Raw genomic sequence first — 20,045 nt, 5'->3', positions numbered from 1 at the left:
GGATGAACGAGCGGATAGCAAGGTTGAGGGAGGAGAGTTTTTCCACGAAGCCCAGCGTCTCCATTGAGCGGGCGCTCATCGTGACGGACTTCTACCGGGAGAACTACGGCAAGTACTCCACCCCGGTCATGAGGGCCATGAACTTCAAGAACCTGTGCGAGAAGAAGACCATCTACATAGGCCCCCTTGAGCTCATAGTGGGGGAGAGGGGGCCAAGGCCCAAGGCGGTGTCCACCTTCCCGGAGCTCAACTGCCACTCCGCGGAGGACCTGCGCATACTCAACTCCCGCCCCATGACCAGCTACTCCGTGTCCGAGGAGGACATAAAAGTTTACGAGGAGCGGGTGATCCCCTACTGGAGGGGAAGGTCCCTGCGGGACAAGGCCTTTGAGCGGATGCCCAGGGAGTGGCTGGACCTGTACGAGGCGGGCTGCTTCACCGAGTTCATGGAGCAGCGGGCCCCGGGGCACACCGCCCTTGGGGGCAACATCTACCAGATGGGGCTTGAGGACTTCAAGGAGAGGATAAGGTCCGCCAGGAGCTCCATAGATTGGCTCAACGACCCCCACGCCATGGCCAAGGACGAGGAGCTCAAGGCCATGGAGATAGCCTGCGACGGGGCCATCATCTTCGCCCTAAGGCACGCGGAGGAGGCGGAACGGATGGCCTCCGCAGAGGAGGACCCCCAAAGGCGGCGGGAGCTTTTGAGGATAGCGGAGGTGTGCAGGAGGGTTCCCGCCAAGAGCCCCAGGGACTTCTGGGAGGCCCTTCAGATGTACTGGTTCTGCCACTTGGGCACCATAACGGAGCTAAACGGCTGGGACGCCATGTCCCCGGGGCACCTGGACCAGCACCTTGAGCCCTTCTACCGCAAGGGGCTTGAGGAGGGGACCCTTACCCGGGAGGCCGCCAAGGAGCTCCTGTCCTGTTTCTGGATAAAAGTGAACAACACCCCGGCGCCGCCTAAGGTCGGCGTGACCGCCCAGGAGAGTGGCACCTACAACGACTTCACCCAGATAAACCTGGGGGGGGTGAGGCGGGACGGTTCCGACGGGACCAGCGAGGCTTCCTACCTTATACTGGAGGTGCTGGACGAGCTGCAGCTCCTGCAGCCGCAGGTGAGCGTCCACGTATCCCAGAGGACCCCCGACAGGTTCTTGAAGGCCGCCGCCAGGGTCATCCGCCGAGGCTCCGGCTATCCGTCGGTGTTCAACTCGGATCTTGTGGTGCAGCAGCAGGTGCGGATGGGCAAGTCCGTGGAGGACGCCCGGGAGGGGGGCACCAGCGGGTGCATAGAGACCGGGTGCTTCGGCAGGGAGGCCTACATACTGCACGGCTACCTCAACGTGCCAAAGATATTGGAGATAACCCTTAACGACGGGGTAGACCCCTTAACGGGCAAGAGGATAGGCATCCCCACCGGCGGTCCTTCGGCCTTCAGGAGCTTCGACGAGCTCTACGAGGCCTTCGAGAGGCAGCTTCGGTACGTGGTGGACGTGAAGATCCGGGTGGACAACTACCTGAGCGCCATGTTCGCCGAATATGCCCCAGCACCGTTCCTGTCGGTGCTCATAGAGGGCTGCATAGAGAGCGGAAGGGACTACTACGACGGGGGGGCCAAGTACAACACCGACTACATCCAGTGCTGCGGCATAGGCACCGTCACCGACAGCCTATCGTCCATCAAGAAGCACGTGTTCGACGATGGCCGCTACAGCCTGGAGGAGATGGTTTCCGCCTGCAACAGCAACTGGATGGGGTACGATGAGATGCGCCAGTACCTGTGGAACCGCACCCCCTTCTTCGGCAACGACGACGATTACGCGGACCAGATAATGAGGCGGGTCTACGAGTCCCTGGTGGGGGCCATAGAGGGCAAGAACTCCCCCAAGGGGCCCACGTATCACATAAACATGCTGTCCACCACGTGTCATGTGTACTTCGGCAAGAAGCTAGGGGCCACCCCCAATGGCCGTTTCGCCCACATGCCTGAGTCCGACGGCACGTCTCCTTCCCACGGGGCGGACAGGAACGGGCCCACGGCGGTCATAAAGTCCCTGTCCAAGATGGACCAGGTGAAGTCCGGGGGCACCCTGCTCAACCAGCGGTTCCTTCCCTCGGTGTTGGCCGGCGAGGAGGGGCTTGAGAAGCTTTGCCGCCTCATAAGGACCTACTTCAGGCTCGGCGGCCACCACATACAGTTCAACGTGGTGGATTCCAAGACCCTTAGGGACGCCCAGGAGAACCCGGAGAACTACCGGGGGCTGCTGGTGCGGGTGGCGGGGTACAGCGACTACTTCGTGGACCTGGACCGTTACCATCAGGAGGAGATAATAGCCAGGACCGCCCAGGAGGAGATCTAGGGCCCCTTGGGGCGGCAGCATAGTGAATCTGATAATTTTCTTGGGGGAGCCGGGGCTCCCCCTTTTTTCGAATATGTGCTATCTTGTATCGGTGCGCCGGTAAGGGGCAATTCCCTTTTTTGCCGACTTTTTATGCGAGTTTTGAGGTTTTTTGACTTGCAAATGCAACATGAACCGGCGGTTTAGGGAGCTCCTCCGGGTGGTACTTTTTTTTGTGAGTTTGTTATAATAATCCCAATGGGGCAGGATGCGGAGGCGGGGGAGAGACGTTAACCTCGTCCCTGGCCCCTTGGGACGGAGGAAATTAAGGAGGTAGGATAGGATGCGACCGAAGGTTACGTTGGATGGCAACGAAGCGGCGGCCTACGTGGCCCATGCGACCAGCGAGGTCATCGCCATCTACCCAATAACCCCATCTTCCAACATGGGGGAGTGGGCGGATCAGTGGAGCGCCGAGGGAAGGACCAACATATGGGGTGCGGTTCCCACGGTAGTGGAGATGCAGAGCGAGGCGGGGGCCAGCGGCGCCTATCACGGGGCCCTTCAGGCGGGAGCTTTGGGCACCACCTTCACCGCTTCCCAGGGGCTTCTGCTCATGATCCCCAACATGTACAAGATAGCCGGTGAGCTCACCAGCACGGTTATGCACGTGTCCGCCCGGTCCGTGGCGGCCCACGCCCTTTCCATATTCGGCGACCACGCGGACGTTATGGCCGCCCGTTCCACCGGGTGGGCCCTTCTGTGCTCCGGCTCCGTCCAGGAGGTCATGGACCTTGCCCTCATAGCCCAGGCGGCCACCCTGGAGGGTAGGATTCCCATCCTCCACTTCTTCGACGGTTTCAGGATCAGCCACGAGGTGTCAAAGGTTGAGCAGGTCACCTACGACGACATGAGGGCCATGATAGACGAGGACCTGGTGCGCGCCCACCGGGAGAGGGCTCTTAACCCCGACGACCCCATAATCCGCGGCACCGCCCAGAACCCGGACACCTTCTTCCAGTCCATGGAGTCCAGGAACCCCTACTACATGGCCATGCCCGACGCGGTGCAGCGGGCCATGGACAAGTTCGCCAAGATAGTGGGGCGTCGATATCATCTGTTCGATTACGTGGGGGCTAGGGACGCCGAGAAGGTCATAATCATGATGGGCTCCGGCGCCGAGGTGGCCCACGAGTGCGTGGAGTACCTGGTGGAGAGGGGCGAGAAGGTTGGGCTCATCAAGGTCCGCCTCTTCAGGCCCTTCAGCGTGGAGCACCTGCTTAGGGCTCTGCCCGCCACCGTGAGGTCTGTGGCGGTTTTGGACCGCTGCAAGGAGCCCGGCGCCGGCGGCGAGCCCCTGTACAAGGACGTGGTGGAGGCCCTCGCCAACCGGCCGGAGATAATGGTGGTGGGCGGCCGTTACGGGCTGTCCTCCAAGGACTTCACCCCCGCCATGGTGAAGGGGGTCTTCGACGAGCTGGATCGTCTGGAGCCCCGGAACGGCTTCACCGTGGGCATAGAGGACGACGTGACCTACCTCTCCATCGACTACGATCCCTCCTTCGTCACCGAGGATCCCAAGACCGTCAGGTGCCTGTTCTACGGCCTTGGCTCCGACGGGACCGTGGGGGCCAACAAGAACTCCATAAAGATCATAGGCGAGGAGACCGACTACAACGCCCAGGGCTACTTCGTCTACGACTCCAAGAAGTCCGGCGGCCTTACCATAAGCCATCTCCGGTTTGGACCCAAGCCCATCAGGGGCTCCTACCTGGTGGGCAGCGCCAACTTCGTGGCGTGTCATCAGTTCTCCTTCATAGAGCGGCTTAACGTGCTGAAGAGGGCCGCCAAGGGTGGGGTGTTCCTGCTCAACAGCCCCTACGGGCCCGATGAGGTCTGGGACCACCTGCCCAAGACCATTCAGAGGGAGATCATAGAGAAGCAGCTCAAGTTCTACGTGATAGATGCGGTTTCCATCGCCAAGGAGACCGGCATGGGAGGCCGCATCAACACCATCATGCAGACCTGCTTCTTCGCCATAAGCGGGGTGCTCCCCAAGGACGAGGCCATAGAGCAGATAAAGAAGTCCATCAAGAAGACCTACGGCAAGAAGGGCGACGCGGTGGTACAGAAGAACATCGAGGCGGTGGATGCCACCCTTGCCCACCTGCACGAGGTGAAGGTGCCCGACAAGGTTACCAGCACCTTCGACCTTAAGCCCCCCATGTCCGAGTGGGCCCCCTGCTTCGTGAAGGAGGTCCTGGGGCCCATGCTCATAGACGAGGCGGACTCGGTCCCCGTTTCCGCCCTGCCCCCCGACGGGACCTACCCCACCGGCACTTCTCAGTACGAGAAGCGCAACATAGCCATAGACATTCCCGTGTGGGACCCCGAGGTGTGCGTCCAGTGCGGCAAGTGCTCCCTGGCGTGCCCCCACGCGGCCATAAGGGCCAAGGTGTACGATCCCAAGTTCCTGGAGGGGGCCCCTAAGACCTTCAAGTCCGCGGACGCCAAGTGGAAGGACTTCCAGGGCATGAAGTACACCGTGCAGGTGGCGCCGGAGGACTGCATAGGCTGCGGGCTTTGCGTACAGAACTGCCCCGCCAAGAACAAGGCCAACCCGGAGTGGAAGGCCATAAACATGGAGTTCAAGCTGCCCTTGAGGGACCAGGAGGCGGAGAACTGGGACTACTTCCTGGCCCTTCCGGACGTGGACAGGAGCAAGCTGAACAAGTCCACCGTTAAGGACATCCAGCTCCTGCGCCCCCTCTTCGAGTTCTCCGGGGCCTGCGGCGGCTGCGGCGAGACCCCGTACCTGAAGCTGGCCTCCGCCCTCTTCGGAGACAGGATGATGGTGGCCAACGCCACGGGCTGCTCCTCCATATACTGCGGCAACCTGCCCACCACCCCCTGGACCTACAACGACTTCGGCAGGGGCCCCACCTGGAGCAACTCCCTCTTTGAGGACTGCGCGGAGTTCGGCCTTGGGTTCAGGTTGGCGCTGGATCAGAAGGCGGACTACGCAAAGGTGCTGCTTAAGAAGCTGGCCCTCCAGATAGGGGACGACCTTGTGACCGCCATACTGGAGGCTAGGCAGGTGACCGAGGAGGAGATAGAGGCCCAGCGGGAGAGGGTGGCCATCCTGGAGGACAAGCTCTGCGAGATAGGCACCGCCGAGGCGGTGGAGCTGCTCTCCGTGGCCTACGCGCTGGTGAAGAAGAGCGTGTGGATAGTCGGCGGCGACGGCTGGGCCTACGACATAGGCTACGGTGGGCTGGACCACGTGATATCCATGGACAAGAACGTCAACATCCTGGTGCTGGACACGGAGGTCTACTCCAACACCGGAGGCCAGATGTCCAAGGCTACCCCGCGGGGCGCCGTGGCCAAGTTCACCGCCGGCGGCAAGAGGACCGGCAAGAAGGATCTGGCGCTCATGGCCATGACCTACGGCCACGTCTACGTGGCCCGGGTGGCCATGGGGGCCAACGACAGCCAGTGCGTGAAGGCCTTCCTTGAGGCGGAGGCCTACGACGGACCCTCCATAATCATCGCCTACAGCCACTGCATCAACCACGGCTTCGACCTGAGGTACGGTTTCGAGCAGCAGAAGCGGGCGGTGGAGTCCGGGCACTGGATCTTGATGCGGTACAACCCGGAGCTTGCCAAAGAGGGGAAGAACCCACTAATATTGGACAGCAAGGAGCCCACCCTGCCGCTCAAGGAGTACGTTTACAACGAGACCCGTTACAACGTGCTCAAGAAGATGCATCCCGAGGTGGCGGAGGCCCTCTTGGCGGAGGAGGAGAGGGAGCTTCGTCAGCGCTGGCGCCTCTACAAGCACCTGGCGGAGATGCCGGTGGAGGGCTAGGTTTTAAAGGCCCTGATGGTATGCCGGGCGGGGGGAAGGTTCCCCCCGCCCTTTAAGTTTGCGGAAAGTTCAAAAGATATCCAAAGAAGCTTAACCACCCTGGAGGTGTTTTGAGTTGTCGGATGAGAACAGGATTAACGGCAACGGACAGCGTAGGGCCTATGTGAAGGTGGCGGAGGCCCCTCGGGAGGACAAGAGGGAAGTGGGTAGCTTCAAGGACCCCTTTGACGTGCCCAAACGGACCGTCGGGATAACCGAGACCGCCTTCAGGGACGCCCATCAGTCCATAATGGCCACCCGTCTTAGGACCGAGGACATGATACCCATAGCGGAGGCCATGGACCAGGTGGGTTACCACTCCATGGAGGTGTGGGGAGGGGCCACCTTTGACGCCTGCATGAGGTTCCTGGATGAGGACCCCTGGGAGAGGCTCCGGGAGATCCGCCGCCGGATGCCCAACACCAAGCTCCAGATGCTCCTTAGGGGTCAGAACCTGGTGGGCTACAGGCACTACGCGGACGACGTGGTTCGGGAGTTCGTCAAGCGCGCCATAGGCAACGGCATAGACATCATAAGGGTATTCGACGCTCTGAACGACTTGAGGAACATGGAGGTGGCGGCGGACCAGGTGAAGCGAGAGGGAGCGCATCTTCAGATGGCCATCTCCTACACCATATCCCCGGTCCACACCCTGGAGGCCTTCGTCAAGCAGGCGGAGGACATGGTGTCCATGGGGGCGGACTCCATATGCATCAAGGACATGGCGGGGCTTTTGTCCCCCACCGAGGCGGGGCGGCTCGTGCACGCCATAAAGTCCCGGATAGGCAAGGTGCCACTGCAGGTTCACAGCCACTACACCAGCGGTTTTGCCGCCATGACGTACCTTGCCTCCATAATGGCCGGGGCGGACGTGGTGGACTGTGCCATATCCCCCTTCTCCATGGGCACCAGCCAGCCCGCCACGGAGACCATGGTGGCGGCCCTTGCGGGAGGACCCTATGACACGGGCCTTTCCCTGGAGAAGCTGCTTCCCGTGGCGGAGCACTTCTCAAAGCTTAGGGAGAAGTACTCCAAGCTCATAATGGGAGTTCAAGGGGTGGACATAAACATCCTCATCTACCAGGTCCCGGGGGGGATGTACTCCAACCTGCAGAGCCAGCTCAAGGAACAGGGGGCCCTTCACAAGCTCAAGGAGGTCCTTGAAGAGGTTCCCAGGGTGAGGAAGGAGATGGGGTATCCTCCCCTGGTGACGCCTACCAGCCAGATAGTGGGAAGTCAGGCGGCGGCCAACGTGCTTGTGGGGGAGAGGTGGAAGGTGGTTCCCAAGGAGGTGCGTCAGGTGTTCCAGGGCTACTACGGCAGGACTCCCGCCCCGGTTGACCCGGAGATACTGAAGAAGGTTCTGGGAGACGAGGAACCCATAACCTGCCGCCCAGGGGAGCTCCTGGAACCGGAGCTTGATAAGGCCAGGAAAGAGGTGGAGCCCTGGATACTTCAACCGGAGGACGTGTTGTCCTACGTTCTTTTCCCCCAGGTGGCCAAGGACTTCCTGCCCCGCAAGTACGCCCGGGTCACCCTGAGGGACGTGGGGCTCGGGGAGCTCAAGGAGGAAGCGGCCTACCCGGTTTAATGGAGCAGCTTGATGGAGCAGCGGGACCCATAGGCGGATACCTTAGGTCCCGCTCTTTGTGTTTTTGGTGTATAATCTAAAGGGATTTTTTCTAGCAAGTGGGGATTCCAGGTTTTCAGATGGGGGAGGAGGAATGGACTTTGAAGAGGAGCATGATCTATCGCATGATGTTGCCCTTGTTGGCGGTTTTTTCCCTCTTTGCACTTTCCATTTGGCTTACCCTCAAATCTGCCCAGGACAGCTCGGAGGACGGGGTTTTGATAAATCTCGCGGGACGTCAGAGGATGTTGGCCCAGAAGATGGCCAAGGAAGTGGCTATGTACAGCGTCTCCCAGGATACCTCCTTTTGGGACCAAGCGCGGAGCACCGGGGAGGTCTTTGAGGTCACTCTTAATGCCCTGCTAAAGGGCGGTAGGGTCCCCTTGACCCTGGACGGCTCCTCCTCCGTGGAGATCCCGCCTGTTTCAGGCAACGTCCGGTCCTACCTTGAGGAGGGCCTAAGACTTTGGGATGCCCTGAAGGGGGCCCTGGGGAGGTTGGCCCAAGGGGACCAGGGGGCCCTTAAGGAGGTCATGGACATGACCCCTCAAGTTGTTAAGGCGATGGACCAGGCCACCGGGGCTCTTCAAAAGGACTCGGAGGCAAGGGTTCGTCGGGTAATCCGTATTCAGGAGATCTCCCTTCTCCTGAGCCTACTTACCCTGGTGGTGGGGATCCTTTACTTCCGGCGGATGGTGTCCCCCATAAGAAGGATGGCGGAAAGGGCCTCCAAGATGGGATCCACCGACGGGGACCTCACAGTAAGGGTGCCGGTGGAGTCCATCGATGAGACCGGCGCCCTTGCGGAGGGGCTCAACCGCTTTGCCGAGTTTGCCCGCTCCAAGTTCTACGCCTTTTCTAAGGCCTTCCAGGACTTCATGGCGGCCTTTTACGGAGTGCAGCGGTCTTTGGACGCCTTTTCCAAGGAGCTTGACGCCGTGCGCACTAAGGCCTCCGAAGGTTCCCGGGCGGCGGAGAACATAAACCATGCGGTGGTGCAGCAGTACGCCAGCTCCGAGGAGATAGCCTCCACTGCCCAGGCCTTGGCCCACTCGGCGGAGCAGCTTAATGAGGCGGTGTCCATGGTGGTCTCCCGGGCCAGGGACGGGGAGGAGAGGCTCAAGGATGCGGTGGATTTGATAAAGGGCATGGAGGACCGGGTGTCCAACGTGTCCCAGAGGGCCTCTTCCCTGGCGGAGCAGGCAAAGGTGATAAACTCGGTGGTCCAGGTGATCACCGGCATAGCGGAGCAGACCAACCTTTTGGCGCTGAACGCCGCCATAGAGGCCGCCCGGGCGGGAGAGGCGGGCCGGGGCTTCGCGGTGGTGGCGGAGGAGGTCCGCAAGCTTGCGGAGGAGAGCAAGGGGGCGGCGTCCAAGATAGAGGAGAGGTTGGGCCAGATAGTGGGAGGGATAGGGGATACGTCCAAGGACATATCCGTCATGTCGGAGGAGATGGACCGGGTGGCGGGCGGCATATCTAGCGTGGCCTCCTACATGTCCCAGATATTGGACGGGATGAGCTCGGTGAACGATGCCTCCCAGAGCGTGGCCGCCGGGGCGGAGGAGCTGAGCGCCTCTTCCCAGGAGATGGCCGCCGGGGCGGAGAGGGTGTCCCAGTACGTGGCTGAGCTCACGTCCCTGGTGGCTAAGACGGACCAGGTGGCGGTGCTTCTTGGGGAGGGCATGAGGTCCGTGGTGTCGGGACTCGGCGACGCGTTGGAGATGGGGAAGAACGTGTTGAACGACCTATCGAGGCTCAAGTACACCACCTGCGAAGACTTCGCCTCCATGTGCGACGCCGCTGTGGCGGGCCACAGGATGTGGATGGAGAACCTTAAGAAGTACATCGACAGAGGGGACTTCTCCATAGAGGTTGACCCCACCAGGTGCCGTTTTGGGGTCTTCGTGTCCGTGGCGGAGCCCCCGGGGTCGGTGAAGGGCCGCTGGGGCGAGGTTTTGAGCCTTCATGAGGAGCTCCACCGCATAGGCCATCAGATCCAGAACGCCGTGGAGTCCAAGGAGTCCCACTTGGTCCAGGAACTCTACAGGAGGGCTCAGGACGTGAGCTCAAGGCTTATATCGCTTCTTACGCAGCTGAGCAGGACCTGTTCGTCGGGGGTCTCGCTGGCCCTCCCCGGTTGAGGTGTTTTGATTTAAAAACGTAGGTCCGCCTCCCGGTCGTACCCCCCAGCAAGGGAACCGGGAGGCTTATTTTTTTAGGATTTGACCTCCTATGGTGGTTTTTATGGCTTTTATTGTCAGAAATGGTTGTAAATCTTTTTCTTTTGTTGGGGTTTGCGTAACATACGCTCAAGGTTGGAGGCTGTAAAGTATCTGGCAAAAGATGAGCTTGGGAAGAGGAGGTAGATTAGGATGATGGCTTACCTGTCGGTGTTGGTGTTCTGCCTTTCGGTGTTCGGGCTTTTCGAGCTGCTGGACCTTGGGGGGATGGGATTGTCAATGCTGGTGCCCCCCAGGATCCGCCACGCCCTCTTCGGAGCCATAAGTCTGTGCGTGTCATTCATAGTCATGGCGCCCCTTTCCCTGTAAATAAAATGTGAGATGGTGATGACAAGGTTGAATCAGATTTCCGCGGACTCCTAGGGCCCTTCTTGAGAGGGGCCCTTAAACTTTGCGGCCTTTCGCTTTCCCTCCCGGCATCCGGCTGCCCCGGCCGCCGTATCCTCACCGGATCCCTTCTCACTCAAGAAAACGCCATCCTTTCTCATGGTGACATTTTCCCCGTCCCCTTATAGGGTGACAATATCACTGGCCGGGTACAGCTTAGGTTTGGAAGGTTGACATACCGGCCCTTAGGGGGTAACTTCTTCGGAGTTCTTGTCACTCATCACTCATCAATCATCACGATTGAGATTAAGTTCGAGGGGCTGGTTTTTGGATGGACAGGGCTTTGGACGTGGAGCTCAAGGTTTTGATGATCATAAGGGACTCACCGGTTCCCATGGGGGCTGGGGCCATAAGGCGCGAGCTTGAGCGCAGGGGCATGTTCCTTTCCGAGGCCACGGTGGGGCGGCTGCTTACGGACCTTGAGGTGAGGGGGATGCTCCGGAAGGACAGGAACAAAGGCCGCCACATGACGGAGCTTGGGCTCAACCGTCTTGCGCTTCTGGAGAGAAACAGCCTGAGCAGCGCCATGGCCATGGGCCTGGTGGATTCGATCCTGTCCAGGGAGGGGGAGCGGATTTTGGAGCTCCTTGAGGCCCGGCGGGCGGTGGAGCAGGAGGTGGCCCGCCTTGCGGCCTTGAGGGGAACTCCGGACCAGATAAGTGCCCTGTGGTCCTCGGTGGAGTGCATGGAGGAGGCGGTCCGCATGGGAAACCCCGTGTGGGAGGAGGACTCCAGGTTCCACCGGATGCTGGCCATGGCGTCGGGGAACCGGCTTTTGGTGTCGGTGGTGGAGCTTCTTCGGCAGAACCCCTTTGAGGCCAGGGAGCTTGAGATGGTGCGCCGGAAGGCTGGGAGGCTCTCCAACTCGGACCACCGGTCCATAATGGAGGCGGTGTCAAACCACGACCCCGACGAAGCGGAGATGGCCATGCGCCGCCACATAGACAACCTGGTGGCGGACTGCAGGGCGCTTATAGGGACCAAGACCGCCGAGTCGGGGAGCTGACGGGATAGATACATCGATTTCCTTAGGCGCCGGGGTCCATGTGGGGTAATTTACCTGCAAAATCGTAAATAAGGAGGGGATTTCGTTGAGGATTCTAAGGAGCGTTGCCGCCGCTTTGTTGGCTTTGGGTATTGGGGCCTCCTGTGCCATGGCGGGAGGGGAGATAAAGATAGGCCACTCGGTGTCCCTCACGGGCGGGGCCTCCATGTGGGGGCAGTCGGAGAAGCTGGCCCTTGAGCTTTTGGTGAAGAAGATAAACGCACAGGGTGGGGTCATGGGCAAGAAGCTGAAGCTGATAAGCTATGACAACCGCAACGACCCGGTGGAGTCGGTCAACGTGGCCCGACGGCTTGTGGACGAGGGAGTGGTGGCCATAATAGGCCCCGCCCAGAGCGGCAACGCCATCGCCGCCGCCCCGGTGGTGGAGAGGGGCAAGGTGCCCATGGTGGTCACCACCGCCACCAACCCATACGTCACGGTGGACAAGAGGACCGGCAAGACCCGTAGGTTCGTCTTCCGCCCCTGTTTCATAGACCCCTTCCAGGGCACCGTGGCGGCCCGCTTCGCCTACCGGGACCTCAAGGCCCGGCGGGCGGCGGTACTTTACGACGTGGGCTCCGATTACGGCCAGTGGCTTGCCAAGTACTTCGAGGAGGCCTTCGCCAAGGAGGGCGGAAAGGTGGTGGCCAAGGAGGCCTTCAGGACCGACGAGCTCGATTACCGGGCCCAGCTCGGCAAGATAAAGCAGCTTAACCCGGACGTGATCTTCATCCCCACCAGCCAGAAGGAGGCCGCCATGGCGGCCAAGCAGGCCAGGGACCTTGGCATAAAGGCCCGGCTCCTTGGCACCGACAACTGGGGAAGCCCGGACCTTATGGACCTTGGGGGCAGCGCCGTCCACGGGAGCTACTTCGTCAACCTGACGGACCTGTCGGACCCGGACATAGTGGGCTTCGTCAAGGAGTACAGGAAGGCCTACGGGGCGGATCCGGTGCTCCCCAACCCGGTGATGGCCCAGGACGCCCTGCTTTTGCTGGTGAACGCCATGAAGACCTCCAAGAGCCTGGACGGGGAGGCCCTCGTAAGGGCCATGGAGTCCACCCGGAACCTCAAGGTCACCAGCGGCGTTTTGACCATCGACCCCAAGACCCACGACCCGCAGGACAAGCCGGCGGTTATCCAGAAGGTGGACGCCAAGGCAAAGGCCTTCGTGTTCGTGAAGAAGTTCGATCCGCGCCAGCGCTGAGCTTTGGCGAAGGAAGTACGTGCAACGCTTAAACCTCCCCGGGAGGACCCACTCCCGGGGAGGGCTTGGTTCTTTTTTTGAGATTTTAAAACTTAAAGTCATTAATTTAGCAGCTCGAGAGGCAGTGATGAATCCTTGTTGCTTCAGACGCTTATTACGGGCCTTTCGGTTGGGAGCGTATACGCCCTGATGGCCCTTGGATACTCTTTGGTCTTCAGCGTTCTTAACTTCAGCAACTTCGCCCACGGGGCGGTCATCATGCTTGGGGCCTACATAGGCCTTGGGGCGGCGGTGAGGCTCAACTTCGGCCTTGGAATGATGCTCTGCGCCAGCGCCCTTGGCGCTGGGCTCATCGCGGTGGCGAACGAGAAGCTGGCCTACTCCGCCATAAGACGCAAGGGCTCTCAGCCTCTGTACCTCATGATATCCGCCATGGGGTGCGCGGTGCTCCTTGAGAACCTGGTATACGCCCTCATAGGCTCAAGGTTTCACTCGTACCCGGAGTTCTTCGTCCGCCGGGTGGTAAGGGTTTTCGGAGCCTCGGTTAGCCTCATGGACCTTTGGGCCTTCGGCTTCTCAATCCTTGCCATCGTGGCCCTTCACCTCTTCCTCACCCGTTCGAGGACCGGCATGGCGGTGAGGGCGGCGGTGCAGGACATGACCATGTGCTCCGTAATGGGGGTTGACGTGGATCGGGTGATATCCCTGGTCTTCTTCATGGCGGGCCTCTTCGGCGGCCTGTCCGGCGTTTTCCTTGGCATGAGGTATCTTGTCTACCCCACCATGGGCTGGATAACCAACAAGGCCTACATAGCGGCGGTCATAGGCGGCCTTGGGAGCCTGCCGGGGGCCCTTCTAGGGGGGGTTATCCTGGGGGTGCTGGAGACGCTGGTGTCCGTCTACGTATCAAGCGTGATGCGGGACATATTCAGCTTCGGGCTTCTGGTCTTGCTGCTCCTCTTGATGCCCAACGGCCTTATGGGCCGCCGCTCCGCGGAGAGGATATAGGCCATGGACTACCTGCTGTCGGTACTGTCCCTTGGGGCCATAAACGCCATAGCGGTGCTGGGGCTTTCCATATTCACCGGCTTCACCGGCATGTTCTCCCTGGGGCACTCCGCCTTCGTGGGCATAGGGGCCTACGTGTCCGCGGTGCTCACCTACTACTGGTTCGTCCCCTTCCCGCTGGCCCTTTTGGCGGGGAGCCTTTCCGCCGGGCTGGTGGCCTGTCTGGTTGGGGCCCCGGCGCTGAGGGCCGACCTTAGGAGCGACTACTTCGCCATAGCCATACTGGGCTTCGGGGAGGCCTTCCGGGTGGCGGTGGAGAACCTGGACATAACCAACGGCGCCAGGGGGCTCCCCGGCCTGGACCCCCTGTCCACCCCCCTTTGGATCTTCGGTTCCCTTGGGGTGTGTCTTGTCCTGGCGGTGAACTTCGTCCGCTCCCCCCTGGGCCGATGCTGTGCCGCGGTGCGGGAGGACCCGGTGGCGGCCCAGATGGCGGGGGTGAGCCTTTTCCGCGCGCGCCTTGGGTCCCTTGTGGTGAGCGCCCTGCTTTGCGGCCTCTCCGGGGGTCTCATGGCCCATTACCTATCCTTCGTGCAGCCCTCCATGTTCACCCTCACCCAGTCCACCATGCTGCTGGCGGCGGTCATAGCGGGGGGAATGGGAAGCCTCACGGGCCCCATGATAATGTCCTTCGTCTTCGTGGCCCTGCCGGAGGCCTTGAGGGTGGCCCAGATATGGCGCCTTGCGGCTTACGGGTTGGTGCTGGTGGTGATGATGGTGCTAAGGCCCTCGGGCCTTATGGGCTACCGGGAGCTGTGGGACCTGCTGCCCGGGGCTTTTAAGGGAAGGAGGCGCATTCCCGGTGCTGGAGCTTAAGGTAGTTTCCAAGAGCTTCGGGGGGCTCAAGGCCCTCAACGACCTGTCCCTTTTGGTCCCTAAGGGCTCCATAAGGGGGCTCATAGGCCCCAACGGGGCTGGGAAGACCACGGTGTTCAACGTTGTGACCGGGGCGGTGCGCCCGGACTCCGGAAGGGTAACCTTCGAGGGCCGCGACATAACCGGCCTCATGCCACACCGGATAGTCCGCCTGGGGGTGTCCAGAACCTTTCAGAACATACGGCTCTTCCAGCGCCTGTCCTGCCTTGAGAACGTGTGCATCCCCATGCTGCCTTACGCAGGGCCCTTAAGGTCCATTTGGGGGTTCTCCGCCGATAGGGACCGGGACCGCCGGGGGATGGCGCTTCTTGAAAGGGTTGGCCTTGGGAGCCTGGCGGACCGTCCCGCCGGGACCTTGCCCTACGGTCTGCAGCGCAAGCTTGAGATAGCAAGGGCCCTGGCGTCGTCCCCCAAGCTGCTGCTCCTGGACGAGCCCGCGGCGGGGATGAACCCCGAGGAGTCCAGGAACCTTGCAGACTTCATCGCCCGGGTGCGGGATGACTTTGGGCTTACGGTGGTGCTCATAGAACACCACATGGACGTGGTCATGCGGATATGCGACGGTATAACGGTGATGAACTTCGGCTCCACCCTCTTCGAGGGAACCCCTTCCGAGGTGGTCCGTTCGGAGCTGGTGATGGAGGCCTACCTTGGGAAGTCCGGGGTGCTTTGCCATGCTTGAAGTTAAAGGGCTTTGGGTGAGCTACGGCAAGATACAGGCCCTAAGGGGGGTCTCCCTGGCGGTTGGAGACGGCGAGGCGGTGGCGGTGGTGGGCTCAAACGGGGCCGGCAAGTCCACCCTCATATGGACCCTGGCGGGGGTGCTGTCCCCTTCGGAGGGGGAGGTGTCGTTCCGGCGCCGCCCGGTACCGCCCAAGGCGTCCCTGGTGTCCCGCCTTGGCATAGCCCTGGTTCCGGAGCGCCGAAGGCTCTTCCAGGACCTCACGGTCCAGGAGAACCTGCTAATGGGGGCCTACGCCAGGACCCGTCAACAGGCCAAGGCCTCCATGGAGGAGGTGCTGGAGCTCTTCCCCCCCATATGGGACAAGCTGTCCGTAAGGGCCGGCTCTCTGTCCGGAGGGGAGCAGCAGATGGTGGCCATAGGAAGGGCCCTCATGTCCGATCCGGCGCTGCTCTTGCTGGATGAGCCCACCCTTGGTTTGTCTCCGCTTATGGCGGACCGGGTGATGGAGGCGGTGGCGGAGGTGAACCGCCGGGGGGTGTCGGTGCTTTTGGTGGAGCAGAACGTGGCCAGGGCCCTTGAGGTAACCCAAAGGGCCTACGTGCTTGAGGGTGGGAAGGTGGTAAAGGAAGGCCCCTCCGGCTGCATGATGGAAGACCCGGATGTGCGGCGGGCCTACCTCGGAGAGGTCTCGTAGCCCTGGATGGCGGCTTAACGGGGGAATGGGTAAGGGGGGATGAGGCTTACCCCCCGTCCCATTTCCCCCGTTGGATGGGGCTTGAAGGTCTTTACTTCTTAGCCTTGCCCTGGTTGGCCACCGCCTCCTGGGCCTTGGCGATCTCGTCGGGGTCTCCAAGGTAACGGTGGGATATGGGCTTGAAGTTCTCGTCTAGCTCGTAGAGTAGCGGTATGCCGGTAGGTATGTTGAGCTCCAGTATGTCCTGGTCGGAGACCTGGTCCAGGTACTTAACCAGGGCCCGTATGCTGTTGCCGTGGGCCACCAGGATGACCTTCTTTCCCTCCTTGAGGGACGGCACTATCTCGTCGTTCCAGCAGGGCAGCACCCGGGCCACCGTGTCCTTAAGACACTCGCCCAGGGGCACTAGGTCCCTTGGAAGACCCGAGTAGCGGGGATCCAGGATGGGGTCCCTCTCGTCCCCCTCGTCCAGCATGGGGGGCCTTACGTCGTAGCTGCGCCTCCATATCTTCACCTGCTCATCCCCGTACTTGGCGGCGGTCTCCGCCTTGTTCAGCCCCTGCAGGGTCCCGTAGTGGCGCGCGTTGAGCCGCCAGCAGGGCTTGGCGGGTATCCACATTAGGTCCATCTCCTCCTGGATGAGCCAGAGGGTCCTTATGGCCCTCTTGAGCACCGACGTGTAAGCCAAGTCGAAGGTGAACCCCTCCTCCTTAAGGGTCCTGCCCGCCCGCCGGGCCTCCTCGATGCCCTTGGGGGAGAGGTCCACGTCGGTCCAGCCGGTGAAACGGTTTTCCTGGTTCCACTGGCTCTCACCGTGCCTTACGAGAACTATCTTGTACAATCCATGTCACCGTCCTTTGGTGTTGTATTCCTGGTCTCTGGGACTCCCGTAAATGATATTCTCATATCATGGGCCTTTGCAACCTGGGGTAACCTGGATATTGGATCAATTGGATAATGGGATTGAAGAGGGGGTGCGACGAATGGAGAGCTTGGATGATTGGTCCCCGTACGATTTCCACCGCCCGGTGGAGAGAAGGGGTACGGGGTGCAAGAAGTGGGACCTGCTGGACAAGATATTCGGGGAACATCCCCTTGGCATGCTGCCGTTCTGGATAGCCGACACGGAGTTCAGGTCTTACCAGGGGGTCGTAGGGGCGCTTAAGGAGCGGGTTGAGCACGCCGTGTTCGGCTATCCCATGAGGGATCCATCAGTTCCCGAGGCGGTGGCGGCCTGGTGGAGCAGGCGGCACCGTTTCGACGTGGCTCCCCGCTGGGTATGCCACAGCCACGGGGTCATGGGGGGTATAGCGGTGGCCCTTAGGGTTTTCACCTCCCCAGGGGACCCGGTGGTGGTGCAGACCCCTATCTACCCTCCTTTCAGGTGGGTGGTGGAGACCAACCACCGGCGGCTGGTGGAGAACCCCTTGAGGGAAGAGGACGGGGTGTACCGGATGGACCTTGAGGGGCTCGAGAGGGCCTTTAAGGGTGGAGCCAAGGCCATGCTCCTTTGCAGCCCCCACAACCCGGTGGGAAGGGTTTGGACCAGGGACGAGCTATGGGCCCTGGCGGAGCTTGCGGAGCGTTACCGGGTTTTGGTCGTATCCGACGAGATCCATTCGGATCTTGTTTATCCTAGTTCCAATTCACACACCCCCTTCCCATCGGTTTCCAAGTGGTGTCTTGAAAACTCCCTGGTCTTCGGGTCCCCGAGCAAGTCCTTCAACCTGGCGGGGTTCTACACCGCCTACGCCATAATCCCAAACGGCGCCATGAGGAAGGCCTATGAGAGCGAGTTGAACCGTCTTTTCATGGACCAGGGCAACGAGCTGGGGCAGGTGGCCATGAAGGCCGCCTACCTTAAGGGGGAGGGCTGGCTGGAGGATCTTGTAAGGTACCTTGACGGCAATCGGAGGTTTGCCGCGGATGCGTTGGGCGCCATGAAGGGGGTGCGGGTGACAGTCCCGGAGGGGACTTTCCTCATGTGGATAGATTTCAGCTCCATGCTGAGGGATACGGATCTCACCGCCGGTGAGTTCCTGAAGGGCGCTGGGGTGGCGTTGAACAAGGGTGAGTCCTTTGGGGAGGGATTTGAGCTTTACGGCAGGCTGAACTTCGGCTGTTCCAGGTCCATGCTGGTAGAGGGGCTCATGCGGATCCGCGGCAGGGCGGAAGAGCTTGGGCTCCTTTGATCTTGTTACGGCAAGAACTAAAATATCCGGCCTTCGGCGTCACCCCTTTGGAGGAGGTGTTGGGTCTTGCGGATGGAATTAGAGCGGTTCTGCAGGTTTTGTCTCCCCGGTGATGGCGGGGAGCGTTTCGGGGTGCTCAAGGGCTATGGTGGAAAGGAGCGGATGCTTCTGGAGGAGGTGTCCGCCGGGCCCTTTGGGCCTTTCGAGAGGACCGGATCGAGTTTCGGCCTTGGAGAGGTGCGGCTTCTTCCCCCCGTTAAGCCTGGGTCCATATACTGCGTTGGGCGCAACTACGTGGAGCACGCTTCGGAGCTGGGGAACCAGGTTCCATTGGAGCCGCTGGTCTTTCTCAAACCCGTCACCGCCCTGATAGGCCATGGGGACGCCATAGGGCTGCCGTCCTGGGCTGGTAGGATCGACTACGAGGGGGAGCTTGCGGTGGTGATCCGAAGAAGCTGCAGGAACCTGTCGGAGGATGAGGCTTTGGATGCGGTGTTGGGTTACACCTGTTTCAACGACGTTACCGCCAGGGACCTGCAGCGGAAGGACGGGCAGTGGACCAGGGCCAAGGGCTTTGACACCTTTGCCCCCTTGGGCCCCTGGCTGCTTCTTGGGTCCTCCATGGAGGGCCTTGGAGATCTTGTGACCAGGGTGAACGGGGTGGAGGTGCAGCGGGGGCGTTTGGCGGACATGGTCTTCTCGGTGGGCAGGATAATATCCCACATAAGCCGCTTTGCCACCCTTATGCCCGGGGACGTGATAGCCACCGGCACTCCCGCTGGGGTGGGCCCCTTAAGGCCCGGCGACCGGGTGGAGGTGTCCGTGGAGGGCATAGGATGTCTTGTTAACTACTGTGAGGGTTGCTGATGCCTTTGGCCGTTGAACTGGGGCCCCTTAGGGGGTAATATCTAACCGGGTTTGGCGGTTTTGGGGATCTACCTTATTTCCCTTTATCCTTTTGGTTTCCGTCAAATTCAACCTTTTCTCCAGGGGGGATGGGCATGAGCGACAAGGTATGGGTTGTCATAGAGGTTGACGGGGACAGGTACGACGCCCACGTCTTCACCAGCCGGAGCGATGCGGAGCACTACGCCAACGAGAGGCTGGGCGGCGAGGGGGTGTGCTCCTGCTCATCCTGTTGCCCCACCGTGGTGGTGGTTCCTTCGGTCCTCGTGGGGAGGGAGGAGATTAAGGGCAAGGTGCAGGACTGGGGTGTGCAGGTGCCGGACGTGAACGAGTCCTTCGTGGAGGGTCTCATGGAGGAGATCGACTGGGAGGGCATCGACGTGGCGCCTGAGGAGGTCCGGGAGAAGTTCATCAAGGAGAGGGGCCATGAGGTCCGCAAGGAGGCCTGCGAGATCCTAAGGGAGTTCCTCATGGACGAGCTGAAGGACTACATCGAGAGCCAGTGCCACTGTGATGGCCAGGAGGGCTGATGGCCTTGCCGGAAGGTCGTGATTTGCCGGATTTGGTAGAGGAATCGTCGGTGCTTCGCAAGGCGGTGGCGGAGGAGCTCATGTCCATTGACGGCCTTTTGAGGAGCATGGCCTCCTCCAGGGAGCCGGGGGTGAGGTTTGCCATAGCCCATGCGCTGGCCTGCAAGAGGCAGGCCCTGTTCGAGCTCTGGACCGCCTTGCAGGAGATGGACGAGGGCATATTCTCCGGCTGCGGGGAGTGCGACTGCGGAAGGCTTTAAGGCCCTCTGGCAGCTGCAGCCCCTTGAGGGGCGGCGTATTCCCGCGCTTTTGGGGGAGTTCTGCGGCGTG

At 61.1% G+C, this 20,045-nt stretch carries 16 protein-coding genes; 15 read left to right on the top strand and 1 reads right to left on the bottom strand.

Going from position 1 to position 20,045, the window contains the following annotated elements:
- The first annotated feature begins 2 nt into the window (after positions 1–2).
- From N2315_05170 to N2315_05120, 11 genes are all read left to right on the top strand, one after another.
- Positions 3–2,363, top strand: coding sequence for a glycyl radical protein (locus N2315_05170; protein ID MCX7828586.1), 2,361 nt, complete (start codon positions 3–5; stop codon positions 2,361–2,363).
- Between the two features lie 322 nt (positions 2,364–2,685).
- The gene (nifJ, locus tag N2315_05165) at positions 2,686–6,213 is read left to right on the top strand and encodes a pyruvate:ferredoxin (flavodoxin) oxidoreductase (GenBank protein MCX7828585.1); all 3,528 of its coding nucleotides are present in this window, start codon (positions 2,686–2,688) and stop codon (positions 6,211–6,213) included.
- A gap of 115 nt (positions 6,214–6,328) precedes the next feature.
- Positions 6,329–7,843: a pyruvate carboxylase subunit B gene (locus N2315_05160; GenBank protein MCX7828584.1), complete on the top strand. Its 1,515-nt coding sequence runs from the start codon at positions 6,329–6,331 to the stop codon at positions 7,841–7,843.
- Positions 7,844–7,983: 140 nt separating this feature from the next.
- Entirely contained in the window at positions 7,984–10,026 is a 2,043-nt protein-coding gene (locus N2315_05155; protein ID MCX7828583.1) for a methyl-accepting chemotaxis protein, read from the top strand.
- A gap of 231 nt (positions 10,027–10,257) precedes the next feature.
- Entirely contained in the window at positions 10,258–10,434 is a 177-nt protein-coding gene (locus N2315_05150; protein MCX7828582.1) for a hypothetical protein, read from the top strand.
- Positions 10,435–10,783: 349 nt separating this feature from the next.
- Positions 10,784–11,518 (top strand): FCD domain-containing protein, encoded by a 735-nt coding sequence (locus tag N2315_05145; GenBank protein ID MCX7828581.1) that lies wholly within the window; start codon positions 10,784–10,786, stop codon positions 11,516–11,518.
- Between the two features lie 85 nt (positions 11,519–11,603).
- The gene (locus N2315_05140) at positions 11,604–12,764 is read left to right on the top strand and encodes an ABC transporter substrate-binding protein (protein ID MCX7828580.1); all 1,161 of its coding nucleotides are present in this window, start codon (positions 11,604–11,606) and stop codon (positions 12,762–12,764) included.
- A gap of 138 nt (positions 12,765–12,902) precedes the next feature.
- Positions 12,903–13,772 carry a branched-chain amino acid ABC transporter permease gene (locus N2315_05135; GenBank protein ID MCX7828579.1) on the top strand — a complete coding sequence of 290 codons (870 nt, stop codon included), beginning with the start codon at positions 12,903–12,905 and terminating at the stop codon, positions 13,770–13,772.
- Positions 13,773–13,775: 3 nt separating this feature from the next.
- Complete coding sequence (locus N2315_05130) at positions 13,776–14,648, top strand: branched-chain amino acid ABC transporter permease (protein MCX7828578.1); 873 nt, start codon at positions 13,776–13,778, stop codon at positions 14,646–14,648.
- Entirely contained in the window at positions 14,635–15,390 is a 756-nt protein-coding gene (locus tag N2315_05125; GenBank protein MCX7828577.1) for an ABC transporter ATP-binding protein, read from the top strand. Before N2315_05130 ends, N2315_05125 begins: the two co-directional genes overlap by 14 nt.
- Complete coding sequence (locus tag N2315_05120) at positions 15,383–16,087, top strand: ABC transporter ATP-binding protein (GenBank protein ID MCX7828576.1); 705 nt, start codon at positions 15,383–15,385, stop codon at positions 16,085–16,087. The genes N2315_05125 and N2315_05120 overlap by 8 nt, the downstream gene beginning before the upstream one ends.
- 91 nt (positions 16,088–16,178) lie before the next feature.
- Here the strand turns inward: N2315_05120 and gpmA are convergent, their stop codons facing one another.
- Positions 16,179–16,928 (bottom strand): 2,3-diphosphoglycerate-dependent phosphoglycerate mutase, encoded by a 750-nt coding sequence (gene gpmA, locus N2315_05115; protein MCX7828575.1) that lies wholly within the window; start codon positions 16,926–16,928, stop codon positions 16,179–16,181.
- A gap of 142 nt (positions 16,929–17,070) precedes the next feature.
- Between gpmA and N2315_05110 the strand changes: the two genes are divergently transcribed.
- The 4 genes from N2315_05110 to N2315_05095 all read left to right on the top strand — a co-directional run bounded on the left by N2315_05110 (position 17,071) and on the right by N2315_05095 (position 19,975).
- On the top strand, positions 17,071–18,279 hold the full coding sequence (locus tag N2315_05110) for a pyridoxal phosphate-dependent aminotransferase (GenBank protein MCX7828574.1): 1,209 nt from the start codon (positions 17,071–17,073) through the stop codon (positions 18,277–18,279).
- A 72-nt stretch (positions 18,280–18,351) separates the two neighbouring features.
- The gene (locus N2315_05105) at positions 18,352–19,146 is read left to right on the top strand and encodes a fumarylacetoacetate hydrolase family protein (protein ID MCX7828573.1); all 795 of its coding nucleotides are present in this window, start codon (positions 18,352–18,354) and stop codon (positions 19,144–19,146) included.
- A gap of 134 nt (positions 19,147–19,280) precedes the next feature.
- Positions 19,281–19,715, top strand: a complete 435-nt coding sequence (locus tag N2315_05100; GenBank protein ID MCX7828572.1) for a hypothetical protein — start codon at positions 19,281–19,283, stop codon at positions 19,713–19,715.
- Positions 19,716–19,738: 23 nt separating this feature from the next.
- Positions 19,739–19,975, top strand: a complete 237-nt coding sequence (locus N2315_05095) for a hypothetical protein (GenBank protein MCX7828571.1) — start codon at positions 19,739–19,741, stop codon at positions 19,973–19,975.
- Positions 19,976–20,045 lie beyond the last annotated feature (70 nt).

It is taken from the genome of Thermanaerothrix sp. (genome assembly GCA_026417795.1).
Lineage (GTDB): Bacteria > Synergistota > Synergistia > Synergistales > Synergistaceae > Thermanaerovibrio.
The sequence above is the reverse complement of the archived record's forward strand: the minus strand, read 5'-3'. Positions and strand labels throughout refer to the sequence as shown.

Coding starts and splice junctions, on each gene's coding strand:
- N2315_05120 (MCX7828576.1), top strand. CDS start 15,383: ATGCTTGAAGTTAAAGGGCTTTGGGTGAGCTACGGCAAGATACAGGCC.
- N2315_05130 (MCX7828578.1), top strand. CDS start 13,776: ATGGACTACCTGCTGTCGGTACTGTCCCTTGGGGCCATAAACGCCATA.
- N2315_05145 (MCX7828581.1), top strand. CDS start 10,784: ATGGACAGGGCTTTGGACGTGGAGCTCAAGGTTTTGATGATCATAAGG.
- N2315_05150 (MCX7828582.1), top strand. CDS start 10,258: ATGATGGCTTACCTGTCGGTGTTGGTGTTCTGCCTTTCGGTGTTCGGG.
- N2315_05105 (MCX7828573.1), top strand. CDS start 18,352: ATGGAATTAGAGCGGTTCTGCAGGTTTTGTCTCCCCGGTGATGGCGGG.
- N2315_05110 (MCX7828574.1), top strand. CDS start 17,071: ATGGAGAGCTTGGATGATTGGTCCCCGTACGATTTCCACCGCCCGGTG.
- nifJ (MCX7828585.1), top strand. CDS start 2,686: ATGCGACCGAAGGTTACGTTGGATGGCAACGAAGCGGCGGCCTACGTG.
- N2315_05100 (MCX7828572.1), top strand. CDS start 19,281: ATGAGCGACAAGGTATGGGTTGTCATAGAGGTTGACGGGGACAGGTAC.
- N2315_05170 (MCX7828586.1), top strand. CDS start 3: ATGAACGAGCGGATAGCAAGGTTGAGGGAGGAGAGTTTTTCCACGAAG.